We start from the raw sequence: 23,365 nt of genomic DNA, 5'->3' as shown, positions 1-23,365 counted from the left end.
TTGACACCATCCTAGAGCTGACCGTATAGTGAAAGAACATATGCGGCAACGCGCAATGATCGTAAGGGAAGCACCCTTCGAACCAGCCTATTGGCTTGGTTTGAAGGGTGCTTTTTTGCGTTTATCTGCATCCGCTGTGACCAATAAACAAGGAGGATTTATTCGTATGAAATCTCGAATGTTGACGGCAGTTATGTTTCTTACCTTATTGTTGTCTGCTCTGCTGCCGGCTGCTGTTACAGAAGCAGCAGTGAACACGTTGTCCGCAACAGCGCAGAAGCAGTTCGACAAGACAAAGGCGGCATTATCGTCTAGTGACTCGGCCAAGCTGCAGTCGCTTTACCAAAGCTTTATCCAGCAGCAAAACGCAATAGGGGATCGCGATACGAGGCTCAAGGCTACGAGCAAGACAAATGACGACAAGGAGTCTGAGGTCCGGCAGAAGATCAAGTTAATTGACAAGTCGAAGCTGGAAGCACTGGACCGGAAGGTCACGCAGCTGAAGCAGTATTACCAGCCCTTGTTTGATAAGTATGCAGTTGCTCAAGCTGAATTAAAGGCAGCAAGGAAATATGGGATTAAGGAGCTGACAGCGGCTGTACAGCTGAAAGTTGATCTGCTTGAAATATCGGTGAAAGGTGCCAAAGAGGAAATACGAACGGCTCAAAGTACACTTAGCTCAGCGAAATCATCCGCAAGCGACAAAATGAAACGGCTGCGCACTCAGCTTGATGCGATTAATACACAGGAGCAGCAAGTGTCAACGGCAAAGTCGGCGATCAGCCAACTGAACAAGCAGAAATCTGCCGAGTGGAGTGACTTGCTGTATGCGCTTCGCAGCTATGATGGGAAGACAGCTATCCGTTCACTCACAACACTCGTTAGTGTCGTCCAACAAATTTCTGCTCAGCAGATCAAAATTGAAGGTTATGAAAACAAGATAGCAGCCATTAATAAAAGCGTTTCGAACCAGCTCGTATAGGAGCAACAAATACAAAGAAGAGGCCGTCCCTGTGAGACGGCCTCTTCTTTGTATTTGTTGCTAAATTGTCGATTGCGCAGCAGCGGAGACAAGACCTATAATAACTAGGCCGACAGTTACGAGCACGACTAGACCGTTTAACACAATTCCGATAATCGCGAATGTTTTACGCCGAGTCTTCGAAGCTGCGCCAATGATCCCAAGGATAAGACCAATAATAGCAACACCGACAGACGCGAGCATACAGAAGCCTGCAATAAGAATAGGCACAATGTTAGATGGAAGAGCCTCGCCATTGATGTTTTCTAGTTCATTCAGGAAGGTTTGTGGATCATCCGAGACGTTGCTGGCGAAGACAGCCGCGCTGATGAAAGCACCAACAACTAGGAGTACCGTCACAAGCGCCAAGATGAAAGATGCTATACCTAAGCCTGATTGTTTCAGAGGTTGGTTCTCTCTTGGTGGTGGTGACTTGAACGAAGGCCTGGATGCGTAAGGGTTATCATAAGTCTGTTCAGGATTTTCGGCTGCATTCGTATCCTGGTCCGGCTGTATAGGATTACGTGGTTCCTCCAAGAAAGATCGACTCCTTTGGAATAAGTGGATTTACTTGTAAGATTATACACAAACATGAAAGGGATGAAAATAAGATGTCTCATAAATATTTTGCATACGGTGCTATTGGCGCTGCTTTGGCGGTTGCTCTAGGTGCCTTTGGTGCCCACGGTCTGAAGGATACTTTGTCAGAGGATATGCTGGAAGTGTACGAGACCGGTGTTCGTTATCATATGTATCACGCATTAGCCTTAATGCTTGTCGCTCTGCTTGCTGACCGGATTGGCGATACGAAGCTTGTAAGAGTTGGAGCCCGTCTTCTTCTCATTGGTATCGTATTATTCAGCGGCAGCTTATACGCGCTGGCACTCAGCGACATTTCAGTCCTTGGAGCAATCACACCACTTGGCGGCGTAGCCTTCCTAGTTGGCTGGGGTTATATTGCAGCGGCAGCACTGCGTGCACGGAAGAATGCATAAAACAAATAGCTCACTATAAGGTAATAAAGAGCCTCCTTCACCACTTAACAAGCTGTGAAGGAGGCTTTTCTTTGTCTAACAGTAGTACAACCTTCAACGCTAACTATCAACTCAACTCGCCAGATTGGATTTCATACAGGGATTTCGGGTCATTAATCAAATGCCATCCTCTATATTGGATTTCATACAGCATAATCGCGCTTGAATAGGCGAGAATAAATCACTTTGATTCAAAAAGACTGTAGTAAATCCAACGAAATATTTGTCGGCTTGTCCTCTGGGACTGTTATATTGGAGCAAATCCAACCTAGCTTGGAGGGGGTTAAATTGAAGTGGTGTGATAATGATCTGGCTGTTTGGTCCTGCTTTAGAATGAGATGTCTAGTGTCAGATTATTGATAATTATAGGTCTGAAATGCTATAGGAATCAGAATGAAACTGGCGAATTACCTTACTTTTCGACATAACTCGCCTAATTTCTACAAACAGTTCTTATCGTTTTAGTAAATATTTCTATACCGCAAAGATCATTTCGTTTATAATGGTGCTAACACTCGCTTGACCTGACAAGAGGAAGGAAGTTGGTGCGTGACGAAACGGATGGACGGCTCGCCTAATAGACGGCTTCGAATTTCGCAGTCATTTGCCATGCTGCGGACAGCCGCTCTTACGATATCAATTGCCGCGGCGCTGTTCCTTACAGCTGCCTTATATAGGAATGCCGACCCCGTGTTGGAATGGACGGCTTCAATAATTGCCGTTTTGGCATTGGCAATAACGATCTTCTTTTATGTTAAGGACCGTCGAATGATTGGGTTTCGGAACTTCCATACGCCAATTGTAGAGACATTGCTGCAATCAGAAGCTGTTCCGCTTGCAATACTTGATCGGGATGGCGTCATTATGGAAATGAATATTGCCTCAAGCAATACGCTAGGGTATTCACGATCAGAACTGCTTGGGACAGCTCTTGCTCCTTTAGTTGAGCCGGGAAGCCGGAACAGCTTGCAGGAGATGATGGAACAAGCCCTTCAAGGGAAGTCTGAGCAGCGCAACATTAATATTACACATCGCTCCGGTTTTCCGCTCGAGCTGCAGATGATTAGTGCACCGATGTTGAAGGAAGACGAAGTCATTGGAACGATCATTGTCAGTCAAGATTTAAGCGACCGGAAGCGTAATATAGAGCGGATTCGGTATATGGCTTATTATGACGATATGACAGGACTTCCGAACCGGACATTATTCCATATTCGATTAAATGAAAGTCTTGCACTCGCCAGAGAGCAGGATCTAATGATAGGTTTATGTTATTTGGATTTAGATCGCTTTAAGCTGGTAAATGCCTCTTTTGGACGTGAATTTGGTGATATGCTGCTTATGCAGGTTGCGGAGCGGCTGACCTCTGCACTGGGAGACCAAGGTATTATGGCGCGTATGGAAGGTGATGAGTTCGCCTTACTGTTCCAAAATGTTGAGTCGGAATCCGAGCTTCACGAATTGGCACGTAGTCTGTTGCATGCGATTGATGAACCATTTGAATTAAAGGGCTTCCCTTTACATATAACAGCGAGCCTTGGAGCGGTAACAAGCATGATCCAAGAGGATGATGGATACATGCTCTTGAAGAAAGCCGATATTGCACTGGTGAAGGTGAAGGAAAGCGGCAAGAATGACTGTATGATGTACTCCGAAAGCTGGAGCAACTCATCGTTCGAACGTTTGACACTTCAGCATGAGATGTATCGGGCTATTCAACGCAGTGAGTTTATTCTCCATTATCAGCCGCAATATGATCTGGTATCCGGAATGATGGTTGGAGTAGAGGCACTTGTAAGGTGGAGACATCCTGTTAAAGGAATGATTGCACCAGGTGAGTTTATTCCGATCGCTGAGGAAAGCGGCATGATCATACAGATTGGTGATTGGGTGCTTGAGGAAGCTTGCCGCCAGAATAAAGCTTGGCAGGATGCAGGGCTTCCGCCGATGCCGGTATCGGTTAATCTGTCGATACGTCAGTTTGTTCAGCAGGATCTATCAAGTAAGGTAGCCTCGGTGCTGGAGAAAACAGGATTAAAACCGGAGTATCTCGATTTGGAAATTACCGAATCAATGACAATGGATACGGGACATGTATCTCGCTGCCTGCTTGAGCTTACAGATATGGGCGTTGGCATTAGTGTTGATGATTTCGGTACGGGGTACAGCTCATTCCATTATTTAAAGAACTTCCCGATCGATCGCCTGAAGATCGACCGCTCGTTCGTAAGAGATATTCAGCAGGACCCAAGCGATGCGGAGATTGTAGCGGCCATAATCGCTATGGCGCATAACTTGAACATTCAAGTTATCGCCGAAGGTGTTGAGAATGAAGAACAGATGGAGTTTCTGAGAAAACACCGCTGTGACGAAATGCAAGGCTATTTCTGGAGTCCTCCTGTGTCTAGCGCGGCTATCGAACAAATGCTTGGAGCGGCCTTTATTCAATAATGATAAGATTATACAGAACAACCCCCGTACGGAAATCCGTAAGGGGGTTGTTTTCTGTTTCCATTAGTCCTGAAAGTCTTCAATTTCATTCATTCTAAACGTATACACTTGCTTCTCATCTACATGGTAGACCGTTATTAGATTCCCATCCTCATCAACATTAAGAATTCGGCAGGGGATGCTGAGCTTTATACCAAGCCCTTTATTGACGATCAACCGTATTAATTTATTACTTTTCATAAAAGCCCGGATAGAATCGAATCCGCTGTTAGAGGCTGAGGTATTCGGCTTCGCAGGTGGAGCTATAGGGACTGTCTGTCTGTCTGGCAATTCCGATTTACGCTGATCAATGAGCTGCCCCAGTTGGATGCCGTTTAATATGCGATAGTCAGTAATTGCCCCTTGGTTTAGCGCATTAATAAGCTTCTCCAAAGCCTCACCATTGTTACCGCTTTCAATGAGTAATTCAACCTGGAATACATATGAGTTTGTGCGGGCCGATTGTGTTGGGTTCATAGTTCCTCCGGACTAAATAGTTAATAATACCTTAATAAATATAACATCAAATCAGGCGTCTATGTAGTCCTAAAATCAGCGTCTGACCAACACTGCTGAGAAGGTTTTGCATATAATGTTGTTGCGGTTCGAACTGACCTGTCATGGCCTTGAAGTGAAGGAGGTGTCCTAAAATGATGAGAATGGTTCCTGTGCCTCTTGGGGACGGGGTTATTGCGCTTGGCGTTGAAGTTAAGCTGCCGAAAACGACGCTGCTTTCTATATCCACGGATAGAGGGTATATTATGTGCGGTGCCTTGGATGTAGGGCTTCTTAATGACCGACTGAAGGATAGAGAGATTATTGCTGGTAGAGCAGTTGGGGTGAAAACATTAGAGGAACTGCTTGCGGCGCCTCTAGAATCCGTAACAACTACCGCGGAAACGCTAGGCATCGTTGTTGGTATGAATGGCGCAGATGCGCTCCGCTTGATGATATAGCACTCGAGTGCATAACAAAGAGGCAGCCTCCGGCGTTTAAGCAGGAGACTGCCTCTAATTGATTTATATATTGTTTGTAATGTTATTCAAACAGTTTCTTCAAATTCACATCAAAAGGCGCCTCAATAATGCCCTTTTCCGTAATAATAGCCGTAACGTACTCATTTGGCGTAATATCAAATGCCGGATTGTATACCTTCACGCCTTGCGGAGCAGTACGTTTACCGAAGCCTTCAGTAATTTCTTCCGCATTACGTTCCTCGATCGGAATTTCAGAGCCTGTAGGCGTATTAAGATCGATGGTAGAGAGCGGGCAGGCTACATAAAACGGAATGCCATGAGCTTTTGCCAATACAGCAACGCTGTAAGTGCCGATCTTATTAGCAACATCACCGTTCGCCGCAACGCGGTCCGTGCCGACGATAACGGCATTAACCCAGCCTTTGGACATGACATGACCGGCCATGTTATCACAAATTAGTGTGACATCTATACCAGCTTGATGGAGCTCAAAAGCAGTAAGTCTTGCGCCTTGCAGAACAGGACGAGTCTCGTCTGCAAATACACGAATGTTCATGCCACGTTCTTTAGCAAGATAGAATGGGGCAAGTGCTGTACCGTATTTGGCTGTAGCAAGGCCGCCAGCGTTGCAATGAGTGAGGACTCCGATGTCATCCTGGAACAGAGAAAGGGCATGCTCGCCAATCATACGATTGGTCTCTTCATCTTCACTTTGAATGGCAATGGCTTCTGTAATAAGTGCTTGCTTCGTGCCTTCCAGCGTCAAGCCTTCAGCAGCAATGGCCTCAGCGCGAGCTTTCATCCGGTCAAGTGCCCAGAACAGATTAACTGCTGTAGGGCGGGAGGTCGCAAGATATTCTGCAGCTTTATGAACAGCTGTCAGCCATTCCTCAGCAGATTCAGCCGAGCGGCTTCCGAGCACTACGCCGTACGCTGCTGCAATACCAATCGCCGGAGCACCTCTTACTTTCAGGTGGCGAATAGCTTCCCAGACATCCTCCGACGTCTCGAGCGGCAAATAAACGATTTCTTCCGGCAGCAGCCGTTGGTCGAGCAGATCAAGCTTATCGTCATGCCAAATGACGGATTGCAGGCCTGTGTAGCTTGTTGTAGTCATCTTGTAAATCCTCTCTTCGCTCAGTATTGCTTATTATTAATGCTTCGCTTCAGCAGTCAGAATAACGTCGATTGCTTGTTCAATGGAAGTCGCACGGCGGTTCAAATGAATAAGGGATGTACCAATCTCAAGCGCCAAACGCTGTGCGCGTTCGCGTGCAGCCGAATCTGGAATGGTAGCAATGTCAGCGACATGTGCCAGTCCTACGACACGGCGAACAATTTTACAACCGGCATAACCGATTGCATCTTGAAGCAGGCGGCTCATGTACAGATCCTGATAACCAGGCGTCGTGTTAGCGATGCGGTCAACACCATGCTCATTCCATAATGCACGGAATTTCTGGTCGAACTTGGTCCAGGTGTCGCGAACGGACTCAACCAGATAACCGCGGAAATCAGCAAGCTCATTCTCGTTTTTAGTCCAATGGCCTTGTCCAGCGTAATTCAGCAGCAGGTTAGCAATAACCGCGCCGATATCAAAGCCGATAGGGCCGTAATAAGCAAACTCCGGGTCAATGACTTTTGTCGATTCCGGTGTGGCAAACACGCTTCCTGTATGAAGGTCACCATGAAGTAACGCTTGTGCACTTGTCAGGAACTTCTCGCGGAGCAGGGCTACTTCGAGATGAAGCGCTTTGTCCTCACGCAATGCAGCTGCAGCATCTTCAATCGCCGGTTCAATATTATTGTTAGCGGAGACCGTATAAGGATCGTCGAAAATAAGGTCTTCCGTTATTTTGCACAAATCCGGATTAATGAACTCTTTGACGCGCAGCTTTTTCTCCTGCTGGTTCAAGCCAAGATCCGAAGTAAAGAACAGTGTATTCGCCATAAAGGTCGAAATATCTTCAGCGAATTTCGGATAACGAATGCCATTAATCAGGCCTTGGCGCATAATCAGGTGATCGCTTAGATCTTCCATAATTGTAAGGGCAAGCTCTGGATCGTATTTGTATACAGCAGGTACAAGTCCAGGAGCGAGCTTGTTCTGAAGGATCAGCGATTCGCTTTCGATTCGTGCGCGGTCAAGGGATAGAGGCCATGATTCGCCAACAACCTTTGCATAAGGGAGAGCTTGCTTCATAATAAGGCTCTTCCCGCTCGCAGCATCAGTAATATGGAAGACAAGATTCAAGTTACCGTCGCCGATTTCACGGCAGTTTAAAGCAGCCCCTGCAGGGAAAAATCCTTCAATGCTGCCAGCGATCGCAATCGCTTCTTGTTCAGTTAATGGATGATAAGCAGACATGGTTCGTCCACCTCCGATTTCATATTATAAAATGGCATAACAATGCCAAGTAAACTCCTCAACATAGTATAGCGGATATTATTTCGCCTTGGAATACCTTCAAATGATATAATGTAACGTGACAAAGGACAAGTATCGTTAAGCAGTTGTTTACGAAGAAAGAATTGTTTCACAATTCTTTGTAGGGGGTTGATTATTATCATGGAGGCTAACTACCCGGTCGCATTAAAGGAATGGGCCGTAACGGTAAAAGCGCTGCAGGAAGGGCATCTTATGCTTGTTATGCGTAAAGGTGGAATTATTGAGGAGACACGGGACTTTCAATTGGTAAGCCCGGGCTTCTACCTCATGCCGGCTTACGAGCACCAGAAGGAGCATTTGCTTAAAGCAGATTATCAGGGCCAGATCCCAGGAACGATGGAGGGGTGGACACCTGACATGGCGTCGATCAAGCTGAGCTCTTATGCAGAGGCGGTAGAGGATATCGAGATTACGGATCAGGAGACGCTGGACCGGATTCGAGAGTATCACATTTGGACGGATACATTTGCAGAGGAGCGGCTCAAATGGAAGCGTACGAAGCCGTTGCATCTGCTGCTGCTTCGGGTATACCGTTTGGAAGAACCTATCGAATTACCGATGAAGTCTACTTATAACGGCTGCAAGTCTTGGGTAGAACTGGAAGAGGGAATGCCTAAGCCAGTTATGAAGCCGGTTTTGACCGATGAACAATTTAATCATCAGGCAGCGCTAATCAAACAAGCATTAATAGGAAGAAATACGTCAAAGTGAATAGAATTCCAGTCTCGAGGCGTTCCCGCATTGATTTATAACAAAACTTATAATAAAATAATTATTGAGAATCATTGAGAATCACTCTATAATATTCCCATTTGGAAATTTATTTATAGGGATGAGCCTAAAAACCGATTACCAACCTTGGAGGGATAACTATATTATGGCAACACATTTTGTCATCGATGGCCTGAAAGCAGAGATCGAAGGAAAAGAAATTTTGAAAGGTATTAACCTTGAAATCAAAGGCGGAGAAATCCACGCAATCATGGGTCCTAACGGTACTGGTAAAAGTACTCTTGCATCCGCATTGATGGGTCACCCGAAATATGAAGTAACTGAAGGCTCCGCTACAATTGACGGCGAAGACCTGCTGGAGATGAGCGTTGACGAGAGAGCACGCGCTGGCCTGTTCCTTGCTATGCAATATCCTAGCGAAATTCCTGGTGTAACAAACTCCGACTTCCTTCGCAGCGCGATTAACGCTCGTCGTGAAGAAGGCAGCGAAATCTCGCTGATCAAATTCATCCGTCAAATGGAAAAGAAAATGAAGGAACTTGAGATGAACCCTGAGTTCGCTCACCGTTACCTGAATGAAGGCTTCTCCGGCGGCGAGAAAAAACGTAACGAAATTTTGCAAATGGCTATGATCGAGCCGAAAATCGTTGTTCTTGACGAAATTGACTCCGGTCTTGACATCGACGCACTGAAAATCGTATCTAACGGCGTTAACGCTATGCGTTCGGAAGACCGTGGATTCTTGATTATCACTCACTACCAACGTTTGCTGAACTACATCACGCCAGACTTCGTACACGTTATGATGCAAGGCCGCATTGTTAAATCGGGCGGTCCTGAGCTTGCTGAGCGCCTTGAGAACGAAGGTTATGATTGGGTTAAAGAAGAACTTGGTATTGTTGACGAAACAGTAGGTCAAGCTTAATCGGCGGAGAAGGGAGCATAACGGGATGAGTACACAATTAACGACTCCGACGGACCGCCAATCGGCCGAAGCGCTTGCTAAGAGCAAAGGCGAACCGCAATGGCTCGTCGATCTTCGCGGTGAAGCGGCTGAGCTGGCTGGCACACTTGAATGGCCAAAACCGGAGAAAATGCGTATTGACCGCTGGAATTTGACAGCAGTTGGCGCTTATGAGCAAGGCAAAGCAGTAGGTTCAGTTGCTGAACTGCCGGAAGTAGTACGTGAGCTGGTTGCTGAAGGTACGGAGAACGTTATCGTTCAGCACAACTCAAGCGCAGTTCTGAAGCAATTGTCGGCAGAACTTGCAGCGAAGGGCGTTATTTTCACAGATTTGGAGACAGCATGCAAAGAGCATGCCGATCTCGTTAAACCATATTTGTTCCAAGCTGTATCGAAGGGCGATAACAAGCTGACTGCGATGCATGCAGCACTTTGGAATGGCGGCGTATTCGTATACGTACCGAAGAATGTTGAAGTTGAGCTTCCGCTGCAAGCTGTGCTGTTCAACAACAAAGCGGACGCAGCGTTTGCTCCACATATTCTAATTGTCGCGGAAAGCAACAGCTCCGTTACTTACGTGGACTATGTAGTATCCGAGCCAGGCACGATTGATGCTCCATTTGTTCATCATTCGGCTGTTGAAGTGTTCGTGAAGTCTGGTGCACATGTTCGTTTTGGCTCTATTCATCATATGGCTGACAATGGCGTAGATATGACGCTACGTCGTGCAGTTATTGAGAATGACGGTCAAATGGAATGGGTAATCGGTGATCTGAACGATGGCTTTACAGTATCTGATACGGTGTCTGTCCTTAAAGGCAACGGCTCGAATTCGGACGCGAAAGTAATCAGCATCGGCAGCAAAGAGCAAAAGATGAGCCTTACGACGCAAGCGGTACACTTTGGCCGCAGCTCGGAAAGCAACATGGTTACTCGCGCTGTAATGAGAGAAAGTGCTACAGCTATCATTAACGGCATCACGAAAATCGAGAAGGGCGCAACGAAAGCAAACGGCGTGCAAACAGAAAAAGTTCTGATGCTTAGCCCGAAAGCTCGTGGTGACGCTAACCCGATTCTATTGATCGACGAAGATGATGTTAAAGCAGGCCACGCAGCAAGCGTAGGCCAAGTAAACCCGGAGCAGGTATACTACCTGATGTCCCGTGGTATCAGCAAGCAAGACGCTGAACGTTTAATTATTTATGGATTCTTGGCGCCTGTCGTATCGGAGATTCCGATTGATGCGGTACGCGAGCAGCTTCAGCGTTTGCTCGAAAGGAAGCTTGAAGGATGAATATAGAAGCGGTACGGGAGCAATTCCCGATACTGCATCAGAAGGTAAACGGGCATCCGCTCGTGTACCTCGACAGCGCGGCGTCTTCCCAGAAGCCGCGTTCCGTCATTGATGCGGTTAGTCGTTATTACGAACTGGATCACTCGAATGTGCACCGCGGCGTTCATACGCTTGGATCGCGAGCGACAGACGCTTATGAGGGTGCACGGGAGAAGGTAGCCAAGTTTATAAATGCGAAGTCGGCGGAAGAGATCGTGTTCACACGAGGTACAACGACGGCGCTTAACCTAGTCGCATCGAGCTATGCTCGCAGTGTATGTAAGGAAGGCGATGAAATCGTCATTACGCCGATGGAGCATCATGCCAACCTTATTCCTTGGCAGCAAGCAGCCAAAGCGACCGGTGCGACGCTGAAGTACATTCCACTGCAGCAAGACGGCACGATTTCACTTGCTGATGTCGAGCAAACCATCACGTCTAATACAAAAGTCGTCTCAATGACTTATGTATCGAACGTGCTTGGCGTTGTAAATCCGATCAAGGAAGTTACAGCTATCGCTCATCGTAACGGTGCAGTTATGGTTGTTGACGGCGCACAAAGTACTCCGCATATGAAAATTGACGTACAGGATCTGGATTGCGATTTCTACGGTTTATCCGGTCATAAAATGTGCGGTCCAACAGGTATCGGTGCTTTGTACGGCAAAAAATCACTTCTTGCGAACATGGAGCCGATCGAATTTGGCGGCGAAATGATCGATTTCGTTGATTTATATGAATCAACTTGGAAGGACGCTCCTTACCGTTTTGAAGGCGGCACACCGATTATTGCAGGTGCTGTAGGTTTAGGGGCAGCGATTGACTTCCTGGAACAGATTGGTATGGACGAAATCGACAAGCATGAGAAGCACATGGCAGCATATGCTTACGAGAAGCTGTCGCAGCTTGATGATATTACGATTTACGGGCCTAAAGCCAATCGTGTTGGACTTGTTACCTTTAATCTAGGCGACATTCATCCACATGATGTTTCAACCGTACTTGATTCTTATGGCATTGCAATACGCGCAGGTCATCATTGCTGCCAGCCGCTTATGCGCTGGCTGAATGTTTCGTCCACAGCTAGAGCAAGCTTTTATCTATACAATAACGAGGAAGAAGTCGACCGCTTAGTGGAAGGCCTCATCCGGACAAAGGAGTTCTTCGGTCATGCAATTGGATGATTTATATCGTCGAGTCATCATGGATCATTATAAAAATCCACGCAACCGCGGAACCTTGGACGCTGAATCTGTAACAATCAACTTGAATAATCCGACTTGCGGCGACCGCATTTCGCTTCAGCTTCAAGTTGAGGATGGCAAAGTAATCGATGCGAAATTCAGCGGAGAAGGCTGCTCCATCAGCCTTAGCTCTGCATCTATGATGACAGAAGCTGTTAAAGGCAAGACTTACGATGAGGCGCTTAATCTGGCTGAACGATTCTCCGGACTTATGAAGGGTGAATCTGTTGAGTTTGATGAGAACGAAGATATCGAAGCTTTGTCTGGCGTTAACAAGTTTCCTGCACGGATCAAATGCGCGACGCTGGCGTGGAACGCTTTGCGCAAAGGGATCGAACAGCAGCACGTATAATACGAGTAAATAAGGAGTGTGAACACCATGGCAGGAACAATGCCTGAAATGGAAGATTATAAATATGGTTTCCGTGATGAGCATAAAGCCGTTTTCCAATCCGGTAAAGGTCTGACTGAAGAAATCGTACGTACGATTTCCGAGATGAAGGGCGAACCGCAATGGATGCTCGAATTCCGTCTGAAATCGCTTGAGCAGTTCAACAAAATGCCAATGCCTAACTGGGGCGGCGACATGGATGATCTGGATTTCAACGACATCCAATACTATGTTAAGCCATCTGAGAAACAAGGTAAAACATGGGAAGAAGTACCGCAGGAAATCAAAGAAACTTTCGATAAACTAGGTATTCCTGAAGCGGAGCAAAAGTTCCTTGCAGGCGTATCGGCTCAATATGAGTCCGAAGTTGTTTATCACAGCATGCAAGAAGATCTGGAGAAGCAAGGTGTTATCTTCACCGATATGGATACAGCGCTTCGTGAATATCCAGACCTTGTAAAAGAATACTTCAGCACAATCATTCCACGTACGGACAATAAATTCGCAGCTTTGAACAGTGCGGTATGGTCCGGCGGCAGCTTTATCTATGTTCCAAAAGGTGTGAAATGTGAAGTTCCGCTGCAAGCTTACTTCCGTATCAACTCCGAGAACATGGGTCAATTCGAACGTACGTTGATCATCGCTGACGAAGACAGCTTCGTACACTACGTAGAAGGCTGTACAGCTCCGATCTACAGCACGAACTCGCTGCATAGCGCAGTAGTAGAGATTCTCGTTAAGAAGAACGCTCGCTGCCGTTATACAACAATCCAGAACTGGGCGCCAAACATCTACAACCTCGTTACAAAACGTGCGGTTGCAGAAGAAAACGCAACAATGGAATGGGTTGACGGTAACATCGGTTCCAAGCTGACAATGAAATACCCTGCAGTAATCCTGAAAGGCCGTGGCGCAAAAGGTATGGTATTGTCCATCGCTGTTGCAGGCAAAGGCCAACACCAGGATGCAGGCGCGAAAATGCTTCACCTGGCTCCTGACACGACTTCGACAATCGTATCGAAATCGATCAGTAAACACGGCGGTAAAGTAACGTACCGTGGTCTCGCATCGTTTGGACGTAACTCCGAAGGCGCGAAATCAAACATCAAATGTGATACGCTCATCCTCGATAACGAGTCGACATCCGATACGATTCCTTACAACGAGATCATGAACGACAATATTACACTTGAGCATGAAGCAACAGTATCGAAAGTATCCGAGGATCAACTGTTCTACCTGATGAGCCGCGGCCTTTCCGAAGCTGAAGCAACACAAATGATCGTAATGGGCTTCATCGAGCCATTCACGAAAGAGCTTCCGATGGAATATGCGGTTGAGATGAACCGTCTCATCAAGTTTGAGATGGAAGGCTCGATCGGTTAATCGATATTTGGTGGCAAACAAAAAATCCCGTCCAACAGGACGGGATTTTTGTTGTTTTATTAGCCGGAAGATTAGAAGATAATTTCTTTGATCTCATACTGACGATCAACTGTAAGATCAATAAAGCGGTCGCCGATCTGGATAAGCGGACGGAAAAACTCGGTTGGATGTGTCATCACGATTGTACCAACTTCGCCAGATTCAAGTACTGCTTTTTTACCTATAAAGTTTGGAATCATATGTTTAATAAAGGTATGTGTTGTATGGGCATCAAGCTCATTAAAGCTCATCTTGTGCAGTTCTTTCAGAACGTAGAACAAGTCACGTTTCTTCTTGTAGACACGCTCCGAGATCATGGCACTGTAAATATCTACGACGGCTGTAATTTTGGCGACAGGATGAATCTGCTCACCAGTAAGGCCATGTGGATAACCGCTTCCGTCATTACGTTCATGATGCTGAAGAGCGCTAATCGCAAGGTAAGGCGATTGATTTTCGAAAGAGTTAAGTATAATGTCATGGCCATAAAGCGTATGTTTCTTTACCTCTTCAAATTCTTCATCGGTTAAGGAAGCAGGCTTATTCAGTATGCTGTCTGGAATTTTACTTTTGCCAATATCGTGGAGATACCCGGCTTTCGAGATTTCAAGCGCTTCCAATTCGCTGTAGCCAAGCCATGAAGCCAAGTAGTAGGACAACATGCCCACTTGAACGGAGTGTTGATAGGTATAATCATCTGCTGTATTTAAGAGCAGAAGCATGGAAACGACATCGCGTTCCATTTGGAAATTTTTCAGGAGAGGCTGGAAGGCAGCTGCAACCTCGTCTTGCTTGAGGATTCCACCGGTGTTTGCTTTTAGGAATAATTCCTCGAAGCCTTTGACTGCATTCTCATAATCAGGCCGCACATTGGGCAGCCATTTGGGATGAACTGAGGTTTCTAATGTGCGATGAACAGCTTGCTCTGTAGTTGTCCGGTTCTCAACGTCAACATAGTCAACTTGATGTTGAAACAGCTTGGCAATATCTTTTTGCTCCAGGATTGTGCCTTTGGATAAAACATGCAGGCCGTATCCGTTAAAGGTGTCCTTGAGCAAAATATCTCCCTTTTTTAAATCCGATATATGCACCCTCATCGTTGCACCTCTATAGTTATTTATGAACGGTATGTATGAAGTAATAGTAACAATGAATGATTAGTATGGCAATAAGAGGGAAGTGAATTCATGACTATTGTCCTATACTCTCAGCACCATTTGGCTGCGAATGATGTAATATAATCCATTAATTGGATAATGACTGAATCGGATTCCAAGGGCTTCCTTGCTGATGCCCTTTCCATTCGGAGCCATCTTCCCAAATTTCTTTTTTCCAAATCGGGACGATTTGCTTTAGTCTCTCAATAGCGTAACGACTAGCATCATAACAGGCATCCCGATGTGGGGAGGAAACCGCGATGACAACACTTGTCTCTGCGATATCAACTACACCAATCCGGTGTGAAATCGCGGTTAACGTGCCTGGCCAGCGCTGAGCCAGCTCTTCGCCAATTTGCTCCATCGTACGTACGGCCATTGGAGCATAGGCTTCATACTCCAGTCGAATCGTACGTTGTCCCTGCGTCCACTCCCGCGTCGTTCCGACGAAAGCAATTGCCGCACCATGCTCAGGTACGATTACTTTAGCCAGCACTTCATCTGAAGTCAGGCGATGCTTCGTAATGACGTAGCGGCCGTCAGCGGATGTACAGTCTGGTGTATCTTCATTCTCTTCAGGCTCGCCTCCAGATACTGGTGGCAGGACTGCAAGCTCGTCCGATGCTTGAATGATCGTATCATCAGAAGCATAAGTTTGGTTACATGCGACAAAGGAAATACGTACGAGATCGGCTTGTTCCGGGAACTTCGCTGCAAGCAGCTGCTTTAGCTCGCTAACCGTCACCGAGGGTGTGTCCGTCTCGATATGGATAATGGGACTTCCGAAACGGTCCGAGAGTCCGGCGAATAGTTGAATAGTCCAAGTATATGTCATGGCAGATAACCTCTCATTAGTTAAGGGTAAACACCGTATTAGCATACCATAATCATGTGAAAAATGTTATTCTAATAGAAGAGAAAAGGAGTGAGAGGCATGCCCCCATTGATGGACCGTTTCGGGAGAGAACACGATTACTTGCGTATTTCGGTTACGGATAGATGCAATTTGCGTTGTTTGTATTGCATGCCAGAGGAAGGAATGGAGTTCGAGGACGCCAGTAATCTGCTGAGTTATGACCATATTGTTGAGGTTGTGCAGACAGCGGCGGAACTAGGCATCTCCAAGCTTCGTATTACAGGCGGAGAACCACTTGTACGCCCGGGCCTGGACGGCTTGATCCGCAGGTTGAAGGCGATTCCGGGTATCGATGATATTGCTTTGACGACCAATGGCATGCTGCTAGGCAAATATGCCGAGGCTTTGAAGGATGCAGGTTTGAACCGGGTAAATATTAGTCTGGATACTTTAGATCCAACACGATTTAAGTTTATTGCCCGTAGAGGTGATCTGAAACGGGTTATTGAGGGAATAGAAGCAGCCGGCAAGGCAGGACTTTCGCCTATTAAGCTGAACTGCGTGCTTCTTAAGGGGATTAATGAGGACGAAATTGCAGCATTCCTGAAGCTTGCATACGAGCAGCCGATGCATGTCAGGTTTATTGAATATATGCCGATTGGCCACGCTGACGATAATTGGCGTAACCACTATCTGCCTCTATCGCATGTCCTGGAGACGGCAGAGCGTGAAGGATATACGATTACAAGACGATTGAATATAAAAGGTAATGGCCCATCAGATGACTGGCACATGGAAGGTGGCCGAGGGTCGTTTGGACTTATTCATCCTGTCAGTGATCATTTCTGCAAAAGCTGTAACCGGCTTCGCTTGACGGCAGACGGTTCCATGAAGCCATGCCTCTACTGGGTGGATGAACTGAATGTGAAGGATGCACTTGGTGATCCGGAAGCTATGCGGAACATTTTCTATAGAGCGATGGATCTTAAGCCTGAGAATCATGAAATGGCGGCTAAGCTGGCGGATGAGGCGTTAACCCATACGCCAACTGACCGGCGGATGTCTCAAATTGGCGGGTAATGGAAAGATTATTTCAGGGAGAAAAAGGAGGTCAGCATGACATTCTCTAACAGACCAATTGTCATTCTTCACAGCAACGATATTCATAGCCGTCTTGAGAATGCAGCAAGAATGGCCGCTTATATTGATGAGCAGCGTTCTGTTCACGGCAGCGGTCACCTCCTTTGCTTGGATATCGGTGATCATATGGACCGTATACGGCTGGAGACGGAAGGCAGCGACGGCATGGTGAATATTGAACTGCTTAACGCAGCTGGATATGATGCTGTAACGCTTGGTAACAATGAAGGACTAACGTATGACAAGGCAACGCTTGAGCGAGTGTATCGCGAGGCAAAGTTTACGGTGCTTGGTGCAAATATGCTGGAGCGTGAGACTGGGAGGCTGCCCGAGTGGCTGCTGCCCAGTACGGTGATCGAGAAGGGCGGCATCAAGATCGGTCTTATTGCGGCTACAGCACGCTATACGGATTTTTACGAGCTGCTGGGCTGGGATGTGACCGATCCGCTTGAGGCGATCGAAGCCGAAGTCACAAAGCTGAGAGACAGCGTTGACGTCATAGTCGTGATGTCGCATCTGGGGATTAACGTTGACAAGCAAATGGCGGAGAAAATTGCCGGTATTGATCTGATCATGGGCGGACATACCCATCATTTATTGGAGGAGCCGGTTATTATCGGCGACACCTACATTTGTGCTGCGGGGAAATATGGTGAGCAGATCGGCCGCGTGGAAATTAGGATGGACACGCGGCCGATTATTCGCGCATCATGCGTGCCCATGGCCGCATATGCGGAGCAGCCAGCGGCCGCCGCTATTATCGGCGGCTGGCGCGAGGCGGGCCAGCGGCGCCTCAGCCGGGTGATTGCCCGGCTGGATGCGCCGCTGCCCGCCCTGCCCGAGCGGGAATCACCGCTCGGGAACCTGCTGGCCGCCGGCCTGCGCCGCCATACCGATGCCGAGATCGGCATCGTGAATACGGGGCAGCTGCTTGGCGGCCTGCAGCAGGGCGACGTGACAGAGGGGCAGTTACATGCCCTCTGTCCGTCGCCGATCAACCCGTGCCGCATGCTGCTCAGCGGCGCGAATATACGAGCAGCGCTCGAAGAGGCGCTGCTGCCGTCTTTTACCAGCATGAGGATAAAAGGCTACGGCTTCCGTGGTGAAGTGCTTGGTACGCTTGCGCTAGATGGTATGGTTGTAGAGTACGATCCTGCGCTTCCGGAGCTGCAACGAATCGTGTCGATTGTTGTTAATGGTGAGCCGCTTGCAAACGACCGAGAATATGTTGTTGGCTGCATCGATATGTTTACCTTCCATATCGGGTATTTATCGCTAGGGCAAGCGGCGGGAGTCTCCTACTATTTACCTGAGTTTATCCGTGATCTGCTGGCAAATGAACTGAAGCAAGGTCATGAAATTCCACGCTGCCACCAAGAAAGATGGAGAATATTGTCGAAAATTTAGTATAAAATGGTTGCCAAGCGTTAATTTATCCCTTACATTAACAATACGGCTAGTTTTGTCCGATGTTAATTATAGACATAGTATTAAGGGGAAGGATCGAGAACATGCGCTTGGTACCTATATCGCAATGCCAGCCTGGCATGAGACTTGCCAAAAAAATTTTCTCGGGCGACGGTTTAGTCCTCTTAGGAGAAAACATCGAATTAACCAGTCGCCATATTGTCCGTCTGGAGCAATATGGTATTCACTTTGTGTTTATTAAGGATCCGAGGACCGATGACATCGTAATACCGGAGATTATTAGCGAGAATACGATTAGTCTGGCCTTGAAGGAGATTAAGACCAATTTCCGAGCGATGATGGATTTGCCCAAGCAGAAGAAGGGCGCTCCTTATCCGTACATCGCACAGCCTTTCAAGCAGATGATGAATATGATTATTGATGACCTGTCCAATCATAAAGATGCGATGATTATGCTGATGAACATGGGGATTGTTGATGACTATCTCTATCAACACTCGCTTAATGTATGCGTCTATACGACTCTGCTGGGTTCAGCCTTTGGTTATTCCAGAGATGAACTGTTGAAGCTGGGCATGGGGGCATTGCTGCATGATATAGGGAAGACGCAAATTCCGATGGATGTTCTCAAGAAACCCGGATCATTATCCGATCATGAATTTCAAATGATGAGGAATCATGCGAAGATCGGCTTTGAACTGCTGAAAGATGAGCCCAATATGCCGCTTATCGTGGCCCATTGCGCCTTCCAGCATCATGAACGGGTTGATGGAAGTGGTTATCCACGTGGCATCAAAGGAAATGAGATACATGATTTTGCCAAGTGGATTGGTCTTGTTGATTCCTATGATGCGATGACGACAAACCGGATCTATCGGTCGCCAATGCTTCCGCATCAAGCGATTGAATTGCTGTATGCAGGAACGGGGACGTTGTATGAACAGCACATGGTACAGCTGTTCAGAGATAAGGTGGCCATCTATCCAATCGGGATTACTGTACAAATTCACACGGGAGAGACAGGCGTTGTGGTTGACTTTAACCATTCATATCCGCATCGTCCAATTGTCCGTATGCTATATAATGAAGCTGGCGAGGCGTTAGCTTCACCTTATGAGATCGATATGTCGAAGCAGCTAAGCACCATGATTATTGGTGTAAATGGTGAGAAGTCCAGTGTAGGGCTTGCATCAGGAATATGATAGACAGAATTGATGAAAAAGGGGGCTATTGTGCCTCCTTTTTCGGTTTTTATACCTATTTTCATTTGCTTCCTTACCCTTCGAACATTACAATGGTATAAGCTATACCCATTCTAACCATGTAAGTCAGGTGCTGATATTAATGAATACAATAGACTTTGCTTTACAACAACCATCTAATCCGTTATCTCCTCATAATGATCCGTGGGATCCGATTCGTTCCTTGCAGCAATATGGCCGGCATACGTTGACAAGTGTCGAGATGACCGTATCCAATCTTTGCAATATGCGATGTGAGCATTGCGCCGTGGGCGATACGCTTGTGATGACGGAACCAGCGAAGCTTCCTTTGGAGCTTATGATCAAGCGTCTTGATGAAGTGAAATATTTGGAGACGATTAGTATTACAGGCGGAGAGCCGTCGTTCTCGGATCGGACAGTCAAGGAATATATGGTTCCGCTCCTTCAATACGCAAGAAGCCGGGGCATTCGTTCGCAGATTAATTCGAATGTTACTTTACCCTACAGCAGATATGAGCAGCTTGCTCCTTATCTGGATGTCATGCATATCTCGTTCAACTATACGAACGCTGATGATTTCCATCAAATCGGGTTTGCGAAGGCTGGCCATCATGTCTCTCGTGATGCAGCTGCTAAGCTGTATGATCGGATGATCGACAATGCACGGCGTTTAAGTGATGCGGGAGTACTTGTCTCAGCTGAATCGATGATCAACTATCGGACTCATAGTCAAATTGCTGAGATCCATAAGCTGATTATCGAGATGGGCTGTCAGCGTCATGAAGTGCATCCGATGTATCCAAGCTCGTTCGCGAAGGATCTTCCCGTGTTATCGAGAGAGGATATGCGGAAAGCCATCGAGCGGCTTCTTGATACAAGAGATAAGAACATCTGGATGCTGTTTGGGACCCTTCCGTTCTATCATTGCAGTGAAAATCCAGAAGAGAGAGATTTGCTCAAACGTCTTGCTGTTGAACCAAATGTGACGGTCCGCAATGATCCGGACGGCCGTAATCGCCTTAATGTGAACTTGTTTACCGGAGAAGTGTTCGTGACTGACTTCTCGGATGTACCCGCTTTCGGCAATATCGAGGGCGAGAAGCTGGATGATTTGTTCGATCGCTGGCTTGATCACTCGCTGGCTCGTAGTGTGAATTGTCATTGTCCAGCGGCTGCATGCTGTGGTCCAAATCTGCTGGTGAAAGACATGTATTACAATGAAGTTGATTTTCACCAAAAAAAGGCAATTCTTTAACGATTTATGATGGAAAAGGGGACATTACTTTCTCGAACGGGCGTATGCTGATAGTGGACGCTAACTTTCGAAAGTGATGGCCCCTCATACATAGGTTTACCTCATATCTCTATGAGAAAGGAGGACTAGGCAAAAGTGTCGATTAAAACGTTAGTCATGCTTGGGGTTGGGCTTTTCCTGCTGTATATGCTGTTTACAGTAGGGGCACCGTTTCTTCTGGCACTTGTAGTAGCTATCTTTCTAGAACCGCTTACACAGTTTATTAGCCGCAGATTGAAAACAAACCGTCTAGTCGCTTCGACCATTTCAAGCAGCGTATTCACGGTAATATTAATTGGGCTTATGGCTTTGCTTGGGGTAAAGGTTGTCGCAGAGCTTATCGCATTTTCACAAAAGGTGCCTAATTACGTTGGGGATGCCAGTGATTATGTGACTGACCTTATTGAGAACGCTAGATCGCTGTACGCTAACTTCTCACCGGATACGGTAAGCCAGATCGAAGATTGGCTGACCGATATGAGTAAGTCGCTCACGGGTATGGTTGGGACCGTATCTTCCTCCGTTATTTCCTTCGCTTCAGGTATTCCGAGCATGTTCATTTTCTTCATCGTCTTCCTCGTGGCTGTCTATATGTTCGGATACAGCTTGAATACGATGAAAGCAACATTCCTGACCTTATTCGAAGAGAAATCACGGCCTCAGGTGAATGAAGTATTGGATAATTTGAAGAAATCGATCTTTGGATTTCTACGCTCGCAAATTATACTTAGCGCATTGACCTACATCATTTCGTTTATTGGATTGTTGATCCTGGATATCAAGTATCCGCTCGCTATTGCTTTGCTCATTGTTATCGTTGATATTATGCCAATCCTAGGAACGGGTACGGTACTTGTGCCTTGGGGGACTTATTTAATTGTCGCAGGTAACTTATATGCCGGAATCGGACTGTACGTCATGTTCTTGTTCATGACCGTATTCCGCCGGATTGTTGAGCCGAAAATATTAGGCGATGCTGTTGGTATCGGTTCATTATCTGCTCTCATCAGCTTGTATGTCGGATTTAAGCTTGTAGGTGTTATAGGGGTGTTCTTGGGACCTCTTGTTGTTATTATCTACATGGCGATCCGCAAGGCAGGATTGTTCAAGATTAACATTAAATTATAATACTTTTGGTCCGGCAGTGGATTTTTTCGCTGCCGGACCTTTTTTTTGTCAAATTGTAATGATGAGATAAGCCCTACCAGGCATAAAGTGAATAGGAGAAGCCTGAATGTCAGGGAGGGATAGCTGGATGATCACCGAGAGAAATGCCCGTGCCGAGAACAATGCAAATGCGGCGGTCCAAGCAGAGAACAGCGCTAATGCTGCTAATAATGCCAATGTTGCAAATGCCATCGATGCCGCCAATAATGCTCCCGTCGAAAATACAGCAGCGGTGGAGAACATGTCATACGGCAAGGAGAATGCGGAGTACAAAACCGCAAATAATGTGAATCCGTTAAATCAAGTTCATACCTATGTGCCTTTTATTGGCCCATGTGATCCATGTCCGCCGATGAAATTAAAAACCTACGTTGTACCGCCCAATCAGTTCATTAATTATCAGCCGCAGGGACTGCCCCAATATTCGATTCATGAGGCGTTAAGAAGAGGAACGCTTTGGCCTGCTTTATACAGCTCCTATCAATCTAGGTATTACTTGTGATGCTTTCGAAGTAAGAATTATCAGTGTAACAATCATGCTTACGAAGTAAGAATTCACACAACTGGCCAGAAAGGCCACTTGGGTGAGAATTCTTTAAGTTAATGCTTACGAAGTAAGAATTCACACAACTGGCCAGAAAGGCCACTTGGGTGAGAATTCTTTTTAGTTAATGCTTACGAAGTAAGAATTCACACAACTGGCCAGAAAGGCCACTTGGGTGAGAATTCTTTTGAGGAGGTCGAATCTTTTGAGCATTGTTCTAGATGAACAATATTATCGTAAATTGGAGGAGCTGCAGGCGGTTGGATTTGCTCTTGTCGAATTGACCTTATATTTGGATACCCATCCGCATGATGCGCAGGCGATTCAGCAGTTTAATCAGCTTGGCATGCAACTGCATCAGTGCAGGCAGCAATTTGAAAGCTTGTACGGACCAACGTTACAATACGGCAACAGTTTTTCTAAATACCCATGGCAGTGGTCAGAAAGCCCATGGCCTTGGCAGGTCTAAGCCAGGTATTGCGGTAGTTGAACTTTC

At 46.6% G+C, this 23,365-nt stretch carries 23 protein-coding genes; 17 read left to right on the top strand and 6 right to left on the bottom strand.

The annotated features are described in order from the left end of the window. The first annotated feature begins 166 nt into the window (after nt 1-166). A complete protein-coding gene (locus tag AC0YNT_RS01135) occupies nt 167-982 on the top strand; it encodes a hypothetical protein (protein WP_475802958.1) in 816 nt (271 codons plus the stop codon). A 60-nt stretch (nt 983-1,042) separates the two neighbouring features. Here AC0YNT_RS01135 and AC0YNT_RS01130 read toward each other — a convergent pair whose 3' ends face one another. After that, complete coding sequence (locus tag AC0YNT_RS01130) at nt 1,043-1,558, bottom strand: hypothetical protein (RefSeq protein WP_475802957.1); 516 nt, start codon at nt 1,556-1,558, stop codon at nt 1,043-1,045. A gap of 74 nt (nt 1,559-1,632) precedes the next feature. Between AC0YNT_RS01130 and AC0YNT_RS01125 the strand changes: the two genes are divergently transcribed. Both AC0YNT_RS01125 and AC0YNT_RS01120 read left to right on the top strand, forming a co-directional pair. Beyond that, nucleotides 1,633-2,016 (top strand): DUF423 domain-containing protein, encoded by a 384-nt coding sequence (locus AC0YNT_RS01125; protein ID WP_475802956.1) that lies wholly within the window; start codon nt 1,633-1,635, stop codon nt 2,014-2,016. Between the two features lie 588 nt (nt 2,017-2,604). Then, the gene (locus AC0YNT_RS01120) at nt 2,605-4,506 is read left to right on the top strand and encodes a putative bifunctional diguanylate cyclase/phosphodiesterase (protein ID WP_475802955.1); all 1,902 of its coding nucleotides are present in this window, start codon (nt 2,605-2,607) and stop codon (nt 4,504-4,506) included. Nucleotides 4,507-4,569: 63 nt separating this feature from the next. Here AC0YNT_RS01120 and AC0YNT_RS01115 read toward each other — a convergent pair whose 3' ends face one another. Then, on the bottom strand, nt 4,570-5,022 hold the full coding sequence (locus AC0YNT_RS01115) for a hypothetical protein (RefSeq protein ID WP_475802954.1): 453 nt from the start codon (nt 5,020-5,022) through the stop codon (nt 4,570-4,572). 173 nt (nt 5,023-5,195) lie between these two features. On the opposite strand from AC0YNT_RS01115, the gene AC0YNT_RS01110 reads away from it, so the two are divergent. Further along, nucleotides 5,196-5,501 (top strand): YunC family protein, encoded by a 306-nt coding sequence (locus tag AC0YNT_RS01110; protein ID WP_167280279.1) that lies wholly within the window; start codon nt 5,196-5,198, stop codon nt 5,499-5,501. Between the two features lie 82 nt (nt 5,502-5,583). Here AC0YNT_RS01110 and mtnA read toward each other — a convergent pair whose 3' ends face one another. Beyond that, a complete protein-coding gene (gene mtnA, locus AC0YNT_RS01105) occupies nt 5,584-6,639 on the bottom strand; it encodes an S-methyl-5-thioribose-1-phosphate isomerase (protein ID WP_475802953.1) in 1,056 nt (351 codons plus the stop codon). Nucleotides 6,640-6,675: 36 nt separating this feature from the next. Further along, a complete protein-coding gene (gene mtnK / locus AC0YNT_RS01100) occupies nt 6,676-7,890 on the bottom strand; it encodes an S-methyl-5-thioribose kinase (protein ID WP_475802952.1) in 1,215 nt (404 codons plus the stop codon). A gap of 201 nt (nt 7,891-8,091) precedes the next feature. Here mtnK and AC0YNT_RS01095 point away from each other — a divergent pair, with 201 nt between their 5' ends. From AC0YNT_RS01095 to sufB, 6 genes are all read left to right on the top strand, one after another. Beyond that, entirely contained in the window at nt 8,092-8,682 is a 591-nt protein-coding gene (locus AC0YNT_RS01095) for a DUF1802 family protein (RefSeq protein WP_475802951.1), read from the top strand. A 166-nt stretch (nt 8,683-8,848) separates the two neighbouring features. Then, the gene (gene sufC, locus AC0YNT_RS01090; RefSeq protein WP_475802950.1) at nt 8,849-9,628 is read left to right on the top strand and encodes a Fe-S cluster assembly ATPase SufC; all 780 of its coding nucleotides are present in this window, start codon (nt 8,849-8,851) and stop codon (nt 9,626-9,628) included. A 25-nt stretch (nt 9,629-9,653) separates the two neighbouring features. Beyond that, nucleotides 9,654-10,961 (top strand): Fe-S cluster assembly protein SufD, encoded by a 1,308-nt coding sequence (gene sufD / locus AC0YNT_RS01085; RefSeq protein ID WP_475802949.1) that lies wholly within the window; start codon nt 9,654-9,656, stop codon nt 10,959-10,961. Beyond that, nucleotides 10,958-12,184 (top strand): cysteine desulfurase, encoded by a 1,227-nt coding sequence (locus AC0YNT_RS01080; protein WP_475802948.1) that lies wholly within the window; start codon nt 10,958-10,960, stop codon nt 12,182-12,184. Before sufD ends, AC0YNT_RS01080 begins: the two co-directional genes overlap by 4 nt. Further along, entirely contained in the window at nt 12,171-12,596 is a 426-nt protein-coding gene (sufU, locus tag AC0YNT_RS01075) for a Fe-S cluster assembly sulfur transfer protein SufU (protein WP_167280272.1), read from the top strand. Before AC0YNT_RS01080 ends, sufU begins: the two co-directional genes overlap by 14 nt. 27 nt (nt 12,597-12,623) lie before the next feature. Further along, nucleotides 12,624-14,021 (top strand): Fe-S cluster assembly protein SufB, encoded by a 1,398-nt coding sequence (sufB, locus tag AC0YNT_RS01070; RefSeq protein WP_167280271.1) that lies wholly within the window; start codon nt 12,624-12,626, stop codon nt 14,019-14,021. A gap of 71 nt (nt 14,022-14,092) precedes the next feature. Here the strand turns inward: sufB and AC0YNT_RS01065 are convergent, their stop codons facing one another. After that, nucleotides 14,093-15,157 carry an HD-GYP domain-containing protein gene (locus AC0YNT_RS01065; RefSeq protein WP_475802947.1) on the bottom strand — a complete coding sequence of 355 codons (1,065 nt, stop codon included), beginning with the start codon at nt 15,155-15,157 and terminating at the stop codon, nt 14,093-14,095. 148 nt (nt 15,158-15,305) lie between these two features. Next, nucleotides 15,306-16,052, bottom strand: a complete 747-nt coding sequence (locus AC0YNT_RS01060) for a molybdenum cofactor biosynthesis protein (protein WP_475802946.1) — start codon at nt 16,050-16,052, stop codon at nt 15,306-15,308. Nucleotides 16,053-16,151: 99 nt separating this feature from the next. Between AC0YNT_RS01060 and moaA the strand changes: the two genes are divergently transcribed. The 7 genes from moaA (at nt 16,152) to AC0YNT_RS01025 (ending at nt 23,338) form a co-directional block, all read left to right on the top strand. Continuing rightward, nucleotides 16,152-17,153: a GTP 3',8-cyclase MoaA gene (moaA, locus tag AC0YNT_RS01055; RefSeq protein WP_475802945.1), complete on the top strand. Its 1,002-nt coding sequence runs from the start codon at nt 16,152-16,154 to the stop codon at nt 17,151-17,153. Nucleotides 17,154-17,189: 36 nt separating this feature from the next. Then, complete coding sequence (locus AC0YNT_RS01050; protein ID WP_475802944.1) at nt 17,190-18,620, top strand: bifunctional metallophosphatase/5'-nucleotidase; 1,431 nt, start codon at nt 17,190-17,192, stop codon at nt 18,618-18,620. Between the two features lie 104 nt (nt 18,621-18,724). Further along, nucleotides 18,725-19,843, top strand: coding sequence for an HD-GYP domain-containing protein (locus AC0YNT_RS01045; RefSeq protein WP_475802943.1), 1,119 nt, complete (start codon nt 18,725-18,727; stop codon nt 19,841-19,843). A 142-nt stretch (nt 19,844-19,985) separates the two neighbouring features. Beyond that, the gene (gene yfkAB, locus AC0YNT_RS01040) at nt 19,986-21,119 is read left to right on the top strand and encodes a radical SAM/CxCxxxxC motif protein YfkAB (protein WP_475802942.1); all 1,134 of its coding nucleotides are present in this window, start codon (nt 19,986-19,988) and stop codon (nt 21,117-21,119) included. A 135-nt stretch (nt 21,120-21,254) separates the two neighbouring features. Next, nucleotides 21,255-22,286 carry a sporulation integral membrane protein YtvI gene (gene ytvI, locus AC0YNT_RS01035; protein ID WP_475802941.1) on the top strand — a complete coding sequence of 344 codons (1,032 nt, stop codon included), beginning with the start codon at nt 21,255-21,257 and terminating at the stop codon, nt 22,284-22,286. 391 nt (nt 22,287-22,677) lie between these two features. Next, nucleotides 22,678-22,827, top strand: a complete 150-nt coding sequence (locus tag AC0YNT_RS01030; protein WP_167280564.1) for a spore coat associated protein CotJA — start codon at nt 22,678-22,680, stop codon at nt 22,825-22,827. A 247-nt stretch (nt 22,828-23,074) separates the two neighbouring features. Continuing rightward, entirely contained in the window at nt 23,075-23,338 is a 264-nt protein-coding gene (locus tag AC0YNT_RS01025) for a spore coat protein CotJB (protein ID WP_243865462.1), read from the top strand. The last annotated feature ends 27 nt before the right edge of the window (nt 23,339-23,365 follow it).

The organism is Paenibacillus sp. J22R56, from assembly GCF_056269375.1.
This window is presented reverse-complemented; position numbering and strand designations above follow the sequence as displayed.